The sequence below is a fragment of the Chryseobacterium sp. Bi04 genome (genome assembly GCF_918698085.1).
In the GTDB taxonomy this organism is placed as follows: domain Bacteria; phylum Bacteroidota; class Bacteroidia; order Flavobacteriales; family Weeksellaceae; genus Chryseobacterium.
On the sequence record NZ_CAKKLP010000015.1, the window covers coordinates 72,106 to 87,762 of the forward strand.

The window sequence follows — 15,657 nt, forward strand, 5'->3', positions numbered from 1 at the left end:
TGCAATTTGCAAAAATAGTCTAAAGAAAAAAATTTTTAAGCATGAATTAAAATAATTTTTAACTTTGTTTCACAAAATTTATCTAACAAACATATTAACATTCAAGAATATGAAGAAATTAATTGCAGGAATTGCTTTATTCGGAACATTTGCTCTGGCATCTGCACAAACTATTACATTTGATAAAACTACTTTCGACTACGGTACTATTAAGCCTAATGCTGATGGGACAAGGTTTTTTACAGTAACAAACACTGGGGATAAGCCTTTGATCATTTCAAATGTAAAACCTTCTTGCGGGTGTACAACTCCGGAATTCAGCCAGGATCCTATCATGCCAGGAAAATCTGCTAAGATCAAAGTTGGATACAACACAGCTCTTAACGGAGGATTCAACAAAATGATTGAGGTTTTCTCTAATGACCCTGCCAACAGCAGAAGTGTAATTTACATTAAAGGTAATATAGATGCTAACGCCCCTGAAGCAAAAGTATTAACTCCTGCTGAGCAGAAAGAAGCTGCAAAAGCTGAGAAAAAAGCTGCAAAACTAGCTAAGAAAGCTGCAGTGAAGTAAATTCTACTTAAAAAATAAAAGAACCGTCTCCCTGGAGGCGGTTTTTTTATTACATTTTGTCCCGTCCTGAAATAGCGATACATAAAAAAACCAAAGCAAAAATAAATTTACTCTGGTTTAATTATTTACTTTTATCCTTTAATTTGTATCGTTATTTCAGGACTAGTCATTTATATAAGCTGATGGCTGATGGCTGATGGCTGATGGCTGATGGCTGATGGCTGATGGCTAGCAAAGATCTTTTAATCTTTTAATCTTTTAATCTTTTAATCTTTTAATCTTTAATCTTTATAAATATATGGACACCAATTTCTCAGATGACTTTCAGGTAAAGGGCACATTCTCAATAAAAAAAACGCCAACATCTTATAAGGGAAAACTTACCAAAGAAGAAGGGGCGCAATTGTTAATTAAAGAAAAAGAAAAGCTTCGCGAACTGCAGGAAAAGCTATATGCAGATGGCAGCCAGTCTCTGCTTGTTGTATTGCAGGCAATGGATGCTGCTGGGAAAGACAGTATGATAGAACATGTCTTTGGAGGTGTAAACCCGCAAGGCTGTAATGTAACCAGTTTTAAAACGCCAAGTTCCCGGGAATATTCCCATGATTTTTTATGGAGGCATTATCTGGCTCTACCTCAGAAAGGAATGATTGGAATTTTCAACCGTTCACATTATGAAAGTGTCCTGGTATGTAAAGTACATCCTGAATATAACCTAAGTGAGAAAACCTGGTCTTCGGTAAAAGATTTTGATACTAAGTTCTGGGAAAACCGATATGAAAGCATCAGAAATTTCGAAAAGCATCTTTCGCAAAACGGAACAACCATTATTAAGATCTTTCTGAATGTGTCTAAAGATGAGCAGAAGAAAAGGTTACTGGACAGAATTAATGAACAGGAAAAAAACTGGAAATTTTCTGCCGGAGACCTTCCGGAAAGAGTGCTATTTGATCAGTATATGGAAGCTTACGAGACAGCCATCAATGAAACTTCTAAGGATCACGCTCCATGGTATGTACTTCCTGCCGACAATAAATGGTTTGCCAGAGTGGCCGCTATACAGATCATCATTGATACTCTTGAAAAGATGAATTTGAAATATCCGGAACTTTCTGAAAAAAACAAGCAGAGTCTTATAGATTCTAAAAACATTCTTGAGAACGAATAATTATTTAATAAAATCAATTATTTTATTAAATATTTTTAACATAAATACATAATAATGTGAATAATTTTCTATTCACATTATTTTTTTTATATATTTATCATTACAATTTTACACCTTTATCATTAAAAACTTTAACTATGAAAAAACAGTTCTTGCCATCAGCCTTTATTCTCTTAGGTGTCCCTTCCTAAAATAAGTCGGTTTTCTGTCAACTTATTTTAGGAAGGGACAAAACTAAAAAAATAAGCGGAGAAAAATCTCCGCTTATTTTTTTATACTATAAGTATCTTCAATATAAGAAAAATACGAGAAAATCTATAAGCCGGATTTTGTGCTTCCGAAGAAGTGCCTGTTATTTATCTACGTCTTACATTACTGCAAGACTTGAGCTGATTACCCCTCGGCTTTCAGGACGAGCCGCCCCTATTTCCATTACTGAAAAGAACCGATATACTTACCATTGCACCGCAAAGAGTTTACCTGGTTTCACTACAGCCGAACTGTACCTGCTTTCTGTTGCACTTGTCCTACCCTCACGGGTGACGGATGTTATCCGCTTTGCTGCTCTATGGTGTCCGGACTTTCCTACCCTTGCCGAAACAAGAATCAACAAGCCGATTTTCTCGCGGATGCAAAGATACATAAATTTAAGGAAGGCTGAAAAACTGAGTAGATAAATAAGTTAATCGCCTTTTTAAGTATTTGCCCAATATAATTCTTCATCTATTAACACATTATTATTATCTTCGTGGCATTATACATCTATGAATTCCAGGGAAAAAGAATTTGCGCAGCTTATTAAAGATAATCAGGGTCTGATTATTAAGGTATCTCGCTTATATACTAATTCTCTTGAAGATGAAGAAGATCTTTTCCAGGAAATCGTTTTACAGCTTTGGAGAAGTTATGATTCTTTTAAAGGAAATTCCAAAATTTCGACGTGGATGTATCGTGTAGCGCTTAATACAGCCATTACTCTTTTCAGAAAAAAAAGCAAAAGCCTTCCTACGAATGAACTGGACATCAACCACAGAGACTTTGTGGAAGATGATGATGAAAAACAACAACAGATTTCGCTTTTGTATACTGTAATCAAGACTCTTCCTAATATAGAAAGAGCCATTGTCATGATGTATCTTGACGATCTGCCTTACAAGGATATTGCAGAAAACCTCGGAATTACCGAAGTCAATGCACGTGTGAAAATGAACAGATTAAAGAAAACCCTTAAAGAACAGATGGAAAAATATGCCTGAATTTGATTTAGATAGCTTTAAGAAAACATGGCAGGAACAGCCTGTGCAGCCAAAATATGACAACACTGAAATCCTTCAGATGCTGAATAGAAAATCACGCAATTATATAAAGTATATTTTCTGGATCAGTGTTGTAGAATTCCTGTTTTTTTCTGTCTTAGGTCTGTTTTATTTCTTTCAGGAAGAAGAATCAGACAGCTTCCGTAATGTATTGGAAAGACTGGGCGCACAGGGAGCACCTGAAGTAGAAGATAATTTCGGCCACGTTTATTTAGCTATAAAGATTTTAAGCCTGCTCATCACTGCATATTTTGTATTGAAATTCTATCAGAACTACCGTAAAATAAAGATTGAAGAAAATCTTAAAGGACTTATTACGAAAATTATTAAATTCAAGAAAACTGTGAATGCATTTATTCTTATCAGTATTGTTCTTCTGGTAGCTTTTACCTTTGTATTAATTGCTTTTATATTTTATACTTTAAACTCTCAGAATATACAGCCTACCAATTCTAATCTCACCATCATTATCGTTGGAATTGTAGTGAGTACACTTCTTGCCGTATCAATGATCTGGTTTTATTACAAATTGGTGTATGGAAGTATCATTAAAAAGCTAGACAAAAATCTGGACCAGCTGAAAAGAATAGATTCCGAGGAAAATTAATACGGCCAGCCCATAGTTAAAGATATATTTGTTAAATTTATTTAACCAAATCTTATACTATGCCATTATCTTATGTCTACGGAGCTTCTGAAATTCCGTTATTAGGACAAACTATCGGAGGAAATCTTAAAAATACAGTTGAAAAATACCCCAACCAGGAAGCATTAGTCTGTGTTCATCAGAATTACAGAGCCACTTATCAGGAATTTTATAATCAGACAACCGCCATTGCAAAAGCCCTATTATTTTTAGGAGCAAAATCCGGAGACCGGATCGGGATATGGTCTGCTAATAGATATGAATGGGTACTTTTACAATATGCTACTGCTAGGATAGGAACCATTTTAGTCAACATCAACCCTGCCTATAGAACCCATGAACTTACCTATGTTCTCAACCAGTCTGAGGTTCGCTTTATTTTTTCTTCATTAAGCTTTAAGTCCAGTAATTATAAGGAAATGGTAGAGTATGCAAAAGAAGTATGCCCCAGCCTTGAACATGAAATTTTCTTTGACGAAAACTGGGATGATTTTGTGAATAACGGACAGGATATTTCAGATGAGGTCCTTCATAGTTTTGAGGAACATGTACAGTTTGACGATCCTGTTAATATTCAGTATACCTCAGGTACTACGGGATTTCCGAAAGGAGTGACGTTATCCCACCATAATATTTTAAATAATGGATACTTTATTGGAATAAGGTTGAGATACACAGAAAAAGACCGGGTCTGTATTCCCGTTCCTTTCTATCACTGTTTTGGAATGGTTATCGGAAACATATGCTGTACTGTCCACGGAGCCTGTATGGTTATTCCTAATGACAGTTTTGATCCCGATAAGACCTTAAAAACGGTTTCTGATGAAAAATGTACCTCATTATATGGTGTCCCTACTATGTTTATTGCAGAACTGGCTGTTAAAGATTTTGATACTTATGATTTTTCAAGTTTAAGAACGGGTGTTATGGCAGGATCTGTCTGTCCGCCGGAAATCATGAAAAAAGTTGAAAACCTTATGAACATCAAAGAAATGAGCATCTGCTACGGAATGACGGAAACTTCTCCTGTTTCCACTCAGACGCTGATAGGAACTCCTTTGGAAAAGCAAGTCAGCACAGTAGGAACAGTGCAGGATCATTTGGAAATAAAAATCGTTGACGAAAATGGAAGAATACTAAAACGAGGAGAGCATGGTGAGCTATGTACCAGAGGTTATTCTGTCATGTTGAAATACTGGAATGATCCTGAAAATACCAAAAAGGTACTGGATAATGCCCGATGGATGCACACCGGAGATATGGCCGTAATGGATAAGGACGGATATATTACCATTTCAGGAAGAATCAAAGATCTTATTATCAGGGGTGGAGAAAATATTTCACCAAAGGAAATTGAAGATTTCCTATATACCTACACTCATATTCTTGATGTTCAAATCATTGGAGTACCCAGTGAAAAATTTGGGGAAGAAATAATGGCATGGGTCAAGGTGAGAAAAGGTTTTACAATCACAGAAGAAGAGCTATTGGATTATTGTAAAGGAAAAATTGCTCATTATAAAGTCCCGAAGTACTGGAAATTTGTAGATGAATTCCCAATGACCATTTCCGGAAAGGTAAGAAAAGTGGAAATGAGAGAGATTTCTATGAAGGAATTAGGTATGGAAAATTCAAGAAATTCGTAAAAAATCTGGAATCACCCACTGTAAAGGAAAAAAAGAAAAAAAAAGCGTTCCTTTTTTTTATGAAAAAATTTATAAAAAAGCGGAATGGGTTCATCATTTAATTGGTGAACTTTATTTTTTTTGAAAAAATTTTTCATTCATCAGGTTTTTATATAAAAAGTTAGAATTATTTAAGACACTTTTTAGTGAAAAGCTCTTAAACAAGGGATTTACAGCCACTATAAAACTTATTAAATATTCAATGTCTGTTTTTGATATTTAATGTGAATATATTATCTATTTTAAGGAAAATACATACATATGATAAACAAAATTTGTTTTTTTCTCCTTTCAAAGTGAGTAGTGTAGAATAAAATCCTATATTTAGACCAGACAAAAAAACTAATAATGAAGATCGGACTGGCAATTTGTGCTTTACTGCTTACTATAAGTATATGTGCACAAAAAATTTCAGGAACTGTCAAAAATGAAAACAAGGAAGTTATTTCTTACTGTTCAATAAGCTTTGGGAATGAAAATATAAGTACTATTACTGATAATAATGGTAACTATTCTTTAGAAATTCCTCAAAGTGCCAATAAAAATGACGAGATCATTTTTGAATCCAATGGCTATGAAAGCAAAAACCTGAGCATAAACGAAATAACTCAAAACTCCAATATTATATTAAACAAGAGAGTATATGCTATCCAGGAAATTAATGTAAGCGGAAAAAAGACCAAAAGAGAAACCATAGGTGCAGAAAAAAGACCTATGCTTACCTTCTCTAAAATGTTTGATAAAAACAAACCTACCGTTGAACAGGGGCAGATATTTGATATCTATAACTGGACAAAGCTTAACAGCTATAACTTTTATATTATTCCAAGCTCCAGGTTCAAAGAAATAACTTTAAAGCTCAACATATATAGTGTTAAAGATGGATTGCCTTATCAAAGTCTCCTTAATGAAAATATTATATATAAGACCGGCACAACAGGTTGGCAGAATATCGATCTGCAACAATACAGACTGATTTATACAGATTCAGATAAATTGGCTATTACCCTGCAGCTTGTAGATTATATACAGGATGATACTATTGATTTCGTCTTTGGAATCTCTGCTAAAAAAACCTTATCCAATAATCTGCTTTATCGTTATCAGAGCCAGGGAAAATGGGAGGCCAGTAAAGGAAGTTTTATTTCAAATATCAATATTAATTATAATAAAGATCAACGCGAGAAGATCAGTACGGCGAAGAATCAGAATGAAGCAGTCTCTAAAAATACTGAATAAAGAACTCTTCTAACTTTATACGGATAATTACTGTAATGTAATGCACGATGTTCTTTTGGAGCAGTATATCGTTATATTTTTAAACCAATGAGCTGATCTTTCAGTTAAACATTGATAAACAAGGTATTATATAATAAATACATATAAAAAAGCGGAAACCGAAAAGCTAACGAGTAGGTAAATTATTTAAATTTTTTTAACCATGAGCAAAAAGCTTACAAAAAAGTTAACTCTTAAAAAAGAGAAGTTATCTCAATTAAACTCTGACGAAATGAAATCAGTAAAAGCTGGAAAAGAGGCAGTATTATCTATTTTCGATTGTACACACTGGACGTGTACAGCTGGAAGCAGCAGATCTACAAACCTTTGCGTTTGTACTGAAATCTAATACTTCACAAAAGTACTAAAGCTACTCCTCCGGGAGTAGCTACTTTTTAATAACTAGTTATGGCAAATAAATTAAAAATAGGGCTTTTGGAATTTGGTATACGAGAGAATTCTCTTAATAATTCTAAAAAATCATTGTACGATATCATTGAATATGCAACCCGAGCAGACGAGCTTGGTTTTTCGAGGTTCTGGGTTACTGAAAATTATTTTTCAAAAGCACATGACATGGCCTGGTCTACTCCTGAAATGCTTCTACCCATACTATTGGGATTAACGGATAAGATAAAGATAGGGATTGCTGGGGTTATTATGCCATTACAAAGTCCATTCAGAGTAGCTCATAATTATAAACTATTATCCAGCCTATATCCTAAGAGGCTAGATCTTGGTTTTGTAAAAGGGCTGGTAGGAGAATATGATCTTCAATACTTTAACGTAGACGTTGATAAAGACAGTTATTTTTCCTCATTTCTTCCGAAGCTGGAATCTACATTACGGTTTCTGAGAGAAGAAAATGAACTGTTGAAAGAAAATTTAATTATCCCGCCTTACAAGGGAAATATTCCTGACGTATGGTATATGGGATCTTCACATTCGGGGTTGAAAGTAGCACTGCAACATGACCTTAATTTTGCAAGATCTATATTTCATGGAGAATCCAACAAGGACTATCTTAAAGAAGAGCTGCAAAACTTCAGAACAGAATACAAAGCAAAACATGGCAAAGATCCGGCTATGGTATTAACGTTTTCCGGATGCTGCCATAAAACCAAACAAAAAGCATTAAAAGTAGCAAAAAGCAGTACTAATGGTGCCATAGACAATATAAGCCTTATTGGTGACGGAAGCTTTTTTCAGGAAAAATTGCTGGAATTTAAAGAACTGTACGGATACAATGAATTTATGTTCAATAATGTTTCCAGAACACACAAAGATTCTCTAACAGCTATCGAAATATTAAGCCAATATGTATAAAGATAAAATTGATTTTTTTTTAAGCGAGATTTCAAAAAAATGTATTGAAGATAAAGGAGACAATATCACGTTCAGTCTGGGGAGCAATTACTACTCCTTATTCTATAATAATGATATAGAAATTGAAAAAATTGAAAGTCTGATAGATCTGGCTTCTGAAGATACTTATTATTCTTTTGCCAGCGGGAGTTTAGCGGTGATCTATTTTATGAGGCTCCTGCATACTTCCAATATCATTACAGATGAGGATATTGATGCCATAGAAGAAGATTCTATAGAATTCTTTTTAGAATTGATTCCCATCTATGCAGGCAAAAAAGAGTATGATTTATTTACAGGACTGATCGGATTGGGTCTTTACTTTCTGGAAATCCAGAAATTCGATACAGTTGCAAAAATAGTGTCTTATATTGACCACTTAAAACATGAACACAACAAATCCATTTTCTGGGTTGACAATATAACAAAAGAAGAAAATATCTGCGATCTGGGCCTTGCCCATGGTCTTCCTTCTATCATATCCTTTTTAGCGGAATGCTATCATAAAGGCTGTGAAAAAGAAACCTGTAAAAGACTGATTCAGGGAGCTGTCAATTTTCTTACTGAACTGTATGAGGAGAATAAAGATTCTCAGCATATTTTCCCTTCAAAAATTAATGTCGTTACCCGCAAAAAACAGCTGTCAAACAGGCTGGCGTGGTGCTATGGTGATTTAGGTATTGCGATAGGTATATGGAAAGCTTATACTGTTTTACAGGATGAAGACCTGAGAGCAATGAGTCTTTCTATTATTTTAAATTCATCAAAAATCAGACTGGATAACGCCGGGGTTTTTTACAGTCACAAAAATGATTGTATAGACACGGGAATCTGTCACGGATCATCGGGAATTTCGCATATTTTCAATAAGTTTTACAGAATATGTAAGCGGGAAGAGCTTAAAGAAGCATATGACTACTGGATGGCTATTACTCTTCAGCAACTGGGCAAAGGAACCAAGTTTCCTTATGATCTGAAAAATGATGAGTGGGTAGAGCATACCGGGTTACTGGAAGGAATTTCAGGAGTGGGAATGGTATTACTGGATTATCAGTATCCTGAGAAAGCTAAGGATTGGGATAAAATTTATTTAATGAACATAGAATGAAATACAACGACATAGAAAAGCTGAACTTTTACCTATTGAGGACTCCTCTTTTTCCACAAAAAAGTATTGATACATGGGAAGAAGACATCAATAGTGAAAACTTTCGTAAGGCGATTTATTTATCTTCACCGGATCTCTATGAGCAGCTTATCAATTGGGATGAAAAAAAACTTTCGAAAGAAAAAGCAGATAAAATAAAAAAATCTTTGCTGAAATACTGGCTTAGGATACATTTCAGAACCATTCCCTTTGGGACCAATGCAGGAGTAAGCATGGGACAATGGGATAATGATACTCTTATCACACTGGATAAAAGTCAGGATAAGATTTATGCACGATTGGATATGCAGCTGATGCATGACATCATTACAGAACTGGAACAAAAAATGTTTGTAAGACAGATCTGTAAGTTCTACACCAATAATACCATATACAGTACCAAAAACAAATACCGCTATATTGAGTCTTCCGCCAATAGCGGAGGATTGAAATATGAAGTTATTTCCACAGAGAAAAATAAGTACCTGAATTCTATTATAAAAGCCTGTACTAACGGGTTGGAGTTATCATCGATCATAGAAATACTGATAAAGCAGGATATTTCTTATGAAGACAGTTTTGATTATATCAATGAACTAATAGATTCCAAAATTCTTGTCAGTGAACTTTCACCAAAAGTTACTGACAAGAATTTCCAGGATTTTATCTATCAGTTTTTAAAAGAACTGAAAATTCCTGCAACTGAAGAAAATAATGCTGATATAGCTTTTATTCACCATATCATTAGCATATTTGAAATTGTTCAAAAAATAAATATAACCAATGACATTGATGATGCTGTTGAGAAAATCACTCAAATTTTAACCGAAACAGGCATTAAAAGCTATAAAAAAAATATTATTCAGACAGACCTTCTAAAAGGTAAGGCATCCAACACGCTGAACAATACTATTTTTAAAGATTTCAAAAAAGTGCTTTCAACAGTTTTTAAAATTGGGGCACCGGATACGATTGATGCTCTGGAGAGTTTTAAAAATGTATTTCTTGAAAGATATGATCAGCAGGAAATTCCTTTATTGTTAGCGCTTGATCCATTGTCAGGGATCAATTATCCTGTACATTCGGATAATGATGTTTCGGATTTGATTGGGGGAATCCAGTTCAAGTCTCAAAATAACTCCAATATTATTCAGGGATCTGTAAAATGGAATCAGTTTTTGGGTGAAAAATTAATTAATGCCATCAAGAACAACGAAGATAAAATTATAATCACTCAAGATGAGGTAGCACCATTTTCAGAAGAGAATAAAAATATTCCTTTTTCAATGTCTTCTCTTGTACAGGTATATCAGGACCAGGAAGGACAGCCTGTCATTTTCCATAAATTTAGTGACGGACCTTCATCCTCTACTTATCTGGGGCGTTTCTGTCATTTGGATAATGAGCTGGAAGAATCGGTAAAACAGGCTTTGCAACAGGAGGAAAACTTCTTTGAAAATCAGATTATTGCTGAAGTTGTGCATAATCCACAACCAAGGGTAGGTAATATTCTACTCAGACCTCATTTGAGAAACTATGAAATTCCGATCCTTAATCTCCAGCATTCAGACAGTGAGCCTATCTATCTGAATGACCTTATGATTTCTATCAAGAACAACAGGGTTGTCCTTCGTTCCAAAAAGTACAATAAAGAGGTCATTCCAAGTCTTTCATCTGCCCACAATTATAGTTTACATAAAGTACCGCTGTATCATTTCTTATGTGATCTTCAGTATCAGAATATCACCCCGTCTTATAACTGGAATTGGGGAATGTTCAGCAATTATGACTATTTACCACGAATAATGGTTAATAACGTTATCTTGTCAAGAACATCATGGCAACTGTCATATGAGAAAATATTCAATGGAAAACAGGCTTCAGTGAATATGCTCCGAGACCATCTGAAAGAAAGGAATATTCCAGAAATCTTCACCTTCTCAGAGAGGGATATGGAACTTCCTGTTTTCATGAACAATACACTTTCTCTGGAAATTTTACTGGATCATCTTGTGAAGGAGAAGAAAATAAGGGTTTTCGAAAACCTTGCCAATCAATATGAAAGTGTAGCCAAAGATATGGAAGGAAACATCCATAGCAATGAGATTGTCATTCCATGGCATAACCTGAGCAGTAAGAAAAACAAAGAGCTTTCTCTTTTTTCTGTTAAAAATACAATTACCAGAAATTTTATTCCGGGAAGCGAATGGCTTTTCTATAAAATCTATAGCAGCCCCAAAGTTTCGGATCAGATCATCAAAGATTCCATCTATAAATTTGCCAGTGGGCTCATTAAAAAAGGGATTATAAAAAAATGGTTTTTCATCCGTTACAGCGATCCGGACCATCATATCAGAATAAGATTTCTGACAACATCATCGGATCATAATATTTCCAATCAGATCTATCAATTGCTTGATAAATATCTGACACAAGAGATGATTATCCATAAAATTGTTCTGGACACCTACAATAGAGAGATTGAACGATATGGAGAGTCTACCATAGACCATATGGAAAGTATATTTTATTTTGACAGTGAGTGTGTTTGCCAACTATTAAAAGAGGCTGAATTGACAGAAACCGCTATTTGGAAAGCTGCTATTGTGGGAGTAAACAGAATCCTGAATGATTTTGGCTATGAACAAGCTGAGAAAAGAGATATTATGAATCATTTGGCTAATGGATATGGTATGAGGCTGGATGAAAACTCTAAGGCAGCTTTAAAAGATAAATATAGAAACCATAGAAGTGAAATTTTGGATCTCCTGACGGAAGGGGATGATTTTACTATGATATTAAATAGCAGAACCAGGAAAACGAAAAATTATATCACTGAAGTTAAGGATCTGCAATCCAAACAGATGGTTAAATCATTAGTGATAAGCTATATTCATATGTTTATTAACCGGATGTTTGCTTCGAAACCGAATCTTTATGAGTCCATTCTTTATTATTTCTTACACAAAAGTTATGACTCATTGCTCAATATTAAAAAACTGACGTAGGATGACCAAAATCGCATTAATAAATTGTTATTTCGGAAAAAGCTGGCCATCTTATTTCAGCCATTTTTTGTTCAGCTGCAAATATAATCCGGATGTTGATTTTATATTGTTTACTAATTTAGAAGCTCCTTTTCATATCCCCAATGTACACTTTGTGCACATTAAGGACCTTACTGAATTCAGTGCATTAGCCAGTGAAAAACTCAATCTGAATATCAATATTCTGGATGGCTATAAGCTATGTGATTTTAAACCTACTTATGGGCTGATCTTCCAGGAATATCTGAAAAATTATGACTTCTGGGGATATTGTGATATCGACATAGTTTTCGGTAATATCCGGTATTTTATGACTGAAAAAATATTGCAGAAATACGATGTTATTTCCCCTCATAAGAACTATCCGGCAGGCTTTTTCACTTTATTGAAAAATAACGAGCAGTGCATTAACCTCTTCAAACAGAGTAAGGATTATGCCCGCATTTTAGAAAATAGCCGCCATTTCTGTTTTGATGAATGTAATTTTGAATTCAGTAAGGTCCATACCACAGATATTACCCAGATTAAGACGGAAATTGAAAGTTTCACTCTTGTGTTAAGGAGACTGGAGCTCCAAAAGGAAATTAAGTATTACCATAAACCCATTGTACAGGAATTTACCTATACCAATGTTGTTCACCATTGGGTAGAGGGCAATATTTTCAATAGCATTACTGAGAAGCAGTATTTATTGATTCATCTTATCAATGTAAAGGACAATCAATTTTTCTTTATAGATCCATTTGAAAGCAAAACTAAATTTTCGATCTCTCCAAAGGGCATCCATTACAAGTTTAGTCCGTATTCGCATGCTGTAAAAAAAATAAAAAGCAGGATAAAGGAAAACATCAGACAAACCCATTACAGGTTTCTGCTGCTAAAATCAAAATTGCGTTCCTATACTCAAAAAGAGCATATGAATTTTCTGGAAGAACAATCATACAAAATAGGAAAAACACATATTACCTTTTATCCACAAGATAAAAATAAGCTGGTCATTATCAATGAAGCAGACTATACGCTGCACTACAATCAGTTTGTTCTCTATAAAATTAAGGATAACAAATGGATAGGACTCAGTAAAAAAACGATCAGTACAATCGACTTTCATTATAAAAGTGAAGAAAATATTCCTTATAAAATAAACATACACAACATTAAGAAGCGCATTAACGAAAATGCCTATTATATCTATTAAAAATTTCCAGCATCTATGATTGAAAAAGACAGCCACGTAACCTCTTTTAATTTTTTGTTGAAAAAATTTATACAACAAAATATAAAGGCAGGAACAATAAAAAATTATGATATCCCTGTGGATGATTATAATTTTTTGAGCTTCCATACTATATTAAAAGATGATTTTGATATTGAAACCATGGTGGTAAGACTGGAGCTTGAAGATCTTGAAGACCTTCCCTTCCCTGCCATTGCATTTCTGAAGATCAACAGCGGTACTTTTGCGTTAATCAATGATTATAAAGATGGAAAAGTATATTGGGAAAATAAAGAATTTGGAAAACAGATCAATACATTCAGTCTTTTTAAAAGAATAAGTGATACTGTATTTCTGATCTCTTAATTTATACAATAAGCCTGTTTAACTAAATAAAAATTTAGTCACAAAAGCTGAGTGAAACACTATAAACACTTTAGTTTATTTTAAGTTTAAACGGATTGTAAATAAAAAGTACACTTAAGCAAAAAATCTTTGATGTTTTTTAAACTTACGTGAGCGTTAGTGAGCTTATTTTCACAACTTTATTAAACTTAAGTATCCAAGAAACTTTGTAACCTTTGACTACGTCAAATCTCCGATTTGTGGCTAAAATAAAAAATGTAAACAAATTCAATAAAAAAGGTGAACGCCAACGTTCACCTTTTTATATATGTAAAGTACAGTATCTAAAACTATAGCTCTTTTCTTAACCTTGCTACAGGAATATTCAGCTGCTCACGGTATTTTGCAATCGTTCTTCTGGCAATATTATAACCCTGTTCTTTTAAGATCACTACCAAAGCATCATCAGTAAGCGGTTTTCTCTTATTCTCCTTACTGATTACTTCCTGAAGATGGGTTTTAATCTCTTTTGTAGAAACTTCCTCCCCGTCATCATTAGTTAAACTATCCGAGAACAGATCTTTAAGGTATACAATACCATTAGGCGTATCAGCATATTTACTTTTTACTACCCTTGAAATGGTAGAAATATCAAATCCTGTAATATCTGCTATATCTTTTAGAATCATCGGTTTCAGCGACTTTTCATCGCCTGTGATAAAGTAATCCTTCTGGAACTTTACAATGGCCGTAATGGTCTGTAAAAGGGTATTCTGACGCTGATTAATGGCATCAATATACCATTTGGCAGCATCAAGTTTTTGTTTGATGAATAAAGCGGCCTGTTTATGCTCAGATGAATTTTTATCATGAGAATACGTGGTAAGAATATCTTTATATTCTTCTGAAACCCTTAACGTAGGCGCATTTTTGCTGTTAAGCATGGGAATTACCAATCCATCTTTCACCTGGATTACAAAGTCAGGGATAATTTCCTGATTGATAGTGATGGTCTGGGTATCAAAGTTCCCTCCCACTTTAGGGGATAATTTTGATATTTCATCCAAAGCATCTTTCAGATCCTCCTCTTCAATATCATATTTCTGAATAATCTTGTTATAGTGCTTATTCGTCAATGCATCAAACTGATGCCTCAAAATGCTCGCGGCCAGAGAAACTGCTTTATCCGAGCTTACTTTCTTTTCGATCTGAAGTAATAAACATTCCTGAAGTCCTCTTGCCCCTACTCCTGATGGATCCAGCTTCTGAACATAATTTTCCAGGATATCTTCCACTTTTTCCTTAGTAGTATAGATTCCCTGTGAAAAAGCCAGATCATCAACGATAGACTTGATTTCCCTTCTTAAATATCCATCTGTATCCAGATTTCCAATAAGATATTCTGCAACTTTTAAATCTTCATTATTGATACTCGCCAAATGAATCTGTTCCATCAGATAATCATATAATGACTGCCCTTCAGTTAAAAGACTTTCATTATCAAATTCTTCGTCGTCCGGAGAATAGTTGCTGGATGCAGTTTTATAGTTGGGTTCGTCGTCATAAATATATTCATTGACATCAAAATCTGTTTCAATGCTATCGGTACCCTCATCCTGATAGGCTTCTTCCAAAGAAGCATAATCATCTTCCTTAGACTCTTCCTTTGCAATTTCTAATGCAGGGTTCTCTTCCAGCTCTCTCTCCAACTCCTCTTCAAATTCAAGAGTATGAAGCTGAATAAGCTTCATCAACTGGATCTGCTGAGGGGCCAGCTTCTGTCCTAATTTGAGTTGTAAGTGTTGTTTAAGCATAGTAATATTGGCGTTTTAACATAACATATTCTACGAATTTAATAAATTTATTTGAT

General features: G+C 34.3%; 13 protein-coding genes and 1 other RNA gene. 12 read left to right on the plus strand and 2 right to left on the minus strand.

Annotation, left to right across the window (positions count from 1 at the left end; all coding sequences use genetic code 11):
- The first annotated feature begins 109 nt into the window (after positions 1-109).
- Both LQV47_RS19220 and LQV47_RS19225 read left to right on the plus strand, forming a co-directional pair.
- A complete protein-coding gene (locus LQV47_RS19220) occupies positions 110-574 on the plus strand; it encodes a DUF1573 domain-containing protein (protein WP_230040484.1) in 465 nt (154 codons plus the stop codon).
- 298 nt (positions 575-872) lie between these two features.
- Positions 873-1,742 carry a polyphosphate kinase 2 family protein gene (locus tag LQV47_RS19225; RefSeq protein ID WP_230040486.1) on the plus strand — a complete coding sequence of 290 codons (870 nt, stop codon included), beginning with the start codon at positions 873-875 and terminating at the stop codon, positions 1,740-1,742.
- A gap of 302 nt (positions 1,743-2,044) precedes the next feature.
- On the opposite strand, the gene rnpB is transcribed toward LQV47_RS19225, so the two are convergent.
- Positions 2,045-2,368: RNase P RNA component class A (rnpB, locus tag LQV47_RS19230), an RNA gene on the minus strand.
- A gap of 138 nt (positions 2,369-2,506) precedes the next feature.
- Between rnpB and LQV47_RS19235 the strand changes: the two genes are divergently transcribed.
- From LQV47_RS19235 to LQV47_RS19275, 10 genes are all read left to right on the plus strand, one after another.
- Positions 2,507-2,998: a sigma-70 family RNA polymerase sigma factor gene (locus LQV47_RS19235; protein WP_115970156.1), complete on the plus strand. Its 492-nt coding sequence runs from the start codon at positions 2,507-2,509 to the stop codon at positions 2,996-2,998.
- Positions 2,991-3,665 (plus strand): beta-carotene 15,15'-monooxygenase, encoded by a 675-nt coding sequence (locus LQV47_RS19240; RefSeq protein ID WP_230040488.1) that lies wholly within the window; start codon positions 2,991-2,993, stop codon positions 3,663-3,665. Before LQV47_RS19235 ends, LQV47_RS19240 begins: the two co-directional genes overlap by 8 nt.
- 59 nt (positions 3,666-3,724) lie before the next feature.
- Positions 3,725-5,350, plus strand: a complete 1,626-nt coding sequence (locus tag LQV47_RS19245) for an AMP-binding protein (protein WP_230040490.1) — start codon at positions 3,725-3,727, stop codon at positions 5,348-5,350.
- 387 nt (positions 5,351-5,737) lie between these two features.
- Positions 5,738-6,628, plus strand: a complete 891-nt coding sequence (locus LQV47_RS19250; RefSeq protein WP_230040492.1) for a carboxypeptidase-like regulatory domain-containing protein — start codon at positions 5,738-5,740, stop codon at positions 6,626-6,628.
- A gap of 202 nt (positions 6,629-6,830) precedes the next feature.
- Complete coding sequence (locus LQV47_RS22620) at positions 6,831-7,016, plus strand: class I lanthipeptide (RefSeq protein WP_354961270.1); 186 nt, start codon at positions 6,831-6,833, stop codon at positions 7,014-7,016.
- A 59-nt stretch (positions 7,017-7,075) separates the two neighbouring features.
- Positions 7,076-7,993 carry an LLM class flavin-dependent oxidoreductase gene (locus LQV47_RS19255; protein WP_230040494.1) on the plus strand — a complete coding sequence of 306 codons (918 nt, stop codon included), beginning with the start codon at positions 7,076-7,078 and terminating at the stop codon, positions 7,991-7,993.
- Positions 7,986-9,140: a lanthionine synthetase LanC family protein gene (locus LQV47_RS19260; RefSeq protein ID WP_230040496.1), complete on the plus strand. Its 1,155-nt coding sequence runs from the start codon at positions 7,986-7,988 to the stop codon at positions 9,138-9,140. The genes LQV47_RS19255 and LQV47_RS19260 overlap by 8 nt, the downstream gene beginning before the upstream one ends.
- The gene (locus LQV47_RS19265) at positions 9,137-12,187 is read left to right on the plus strand and encodes a lantibiotic dehydratase (RefSeq protein WP_230040498.1); all 3,051 of its coding nucleotides are present in this window, start codon (positions 9,137-9,139) and stop codon (positions 12,185-12,187) included. Before LQV47_RS19260 ends, LQV47_RS19265 begins: the two co-directional genes overlap by 4 nt.
- Before the next feature lies 1 nt (position 12,188).
- On the plus strand, positions 12,189-13,424 hold the full coding sequence (locus tag LQV47_RS19270; RefSeq protein WP_230040500.1) for a DUF6625 family protein: 1,236 nt from the start codon (positions 12,189-12,191) through the stop codon (positions 13,422-13,424).
- Positions 13,425-13,439: 15 nt separating this feature from the next.
- Positions 13,440-13,808 (plus strand): cysteine peptidase family C39 domain-containing protein, encoded by a 369-nt coding sequence (locus LQV47_RS19275; RefSeq protein ID WP_230040502.1) that lies wholly within the window; start codon positions 13,440-13,442, stop codon positions 13,806-13,808.
- Positions 13,809-14,137: 329 nt separating this feature from the next.
- On the opposite strand, the gene rpoN is transcribed toward LQV47_RS19275, so the two are convergent.
- A complete protein-coding gene (gene rpoN, locus LQV47_RS19280; protein WP_230040504.1) occupies positions 14,138-15,601 on the minus strand; it encodes an RNA polymerase factor sigma-54 in 1,464 nt (487 codons plus the stop codon).
- Between the last annotated feature and the right edge of the window lie 56 nt (positions 15,602-15,657).

Coding starts and splice junctions, on each gene's coding strand:
- LQV47_RS19220 (WP_230040484.1), top strand. CDS start 110: ATGAAGAAATTAATTGCAGGAATTGCTTTATTCGGAACATTTGCTCTG.
- LQV47_RS19225 (WP_230040486.1), top strand. CDS start 873: ATGGACACCAATTTCTCAGATGACTTTCAGGTAAAGGGCACATTCTCA.
- LQV47_RS19235 (WP_115970156.1), top strand. CDS start 2,507: ATGAATTCCAGGGAAAAAGAATTTGCGCAGCTTATTAAAGATAATCAG.
- LQV47_RS19240 (WP_230040488.1), top strand. CDS start 2,991: ATGCCTGAATTTGATTTAGATAGCTTTAAGAAAACATGGCAGGAACAG.
- LQV47_RS19245 (WP_230040490.1), top strand. CDS start 3,725: ATGCCATTATCTTATGTCTACGGAGCTTCTGAAATTCCGTTATTAGGA.
- LQV47_RS19250 (WP_230040492.1), top strand. CDS start 5,738: ATGAAGATCGGACTGGCAATTTGTGCTTTACTGCTTACTATAAGTATA.
- LQV47_RS22620 (WP_354961270.1), top strand. CDS start 6,831: ATGAGCAAAAAGCTTACAAAAAAGTTAACTCTTAAAAAAGAGAAGTTA.
- LQV47_RS19255 (WP_230040494.1), top strand. CDS start 7,076: ATGGCAAATAAATTAAAAATAGGGCTTTTGGAATTTGGTATACGAGAG.
- LQV47_RS19260 (WP_230040496.1), top strand. CDS start 7,986: ATGTATAAAGATAAAATTGATTTTTTTTTAAGCGAGATTTCAAAAAAA.
- LQV47_RS19265 (WP_230040498.1), top strand. CDS start 9,137: ATGAAATACAACGACATAGAAAAGCTGAACTTTTACCTATTGAGGACT.
- LQV47_RS19270 (WP_230040500.1), top strand. CDS start 12,189: ATGACCAAAATCGCATTAATAAATTGTTATTTCGGAAAAAGCTGGCCA.
- LQV47_RS19275 (WP_230040502.1), top strand. CDS start 13,440: ATGATTGAAAAAGACAGCCACGTAACCTCTTTTAATTTTTTGTTGAAA.
- rpoN (WP_230040504.1), bottom strand. CDS start 15,601: ATGCTTAAACAACACTTACAACTCAAATTAGGACAGAAGCTGGCCCCT.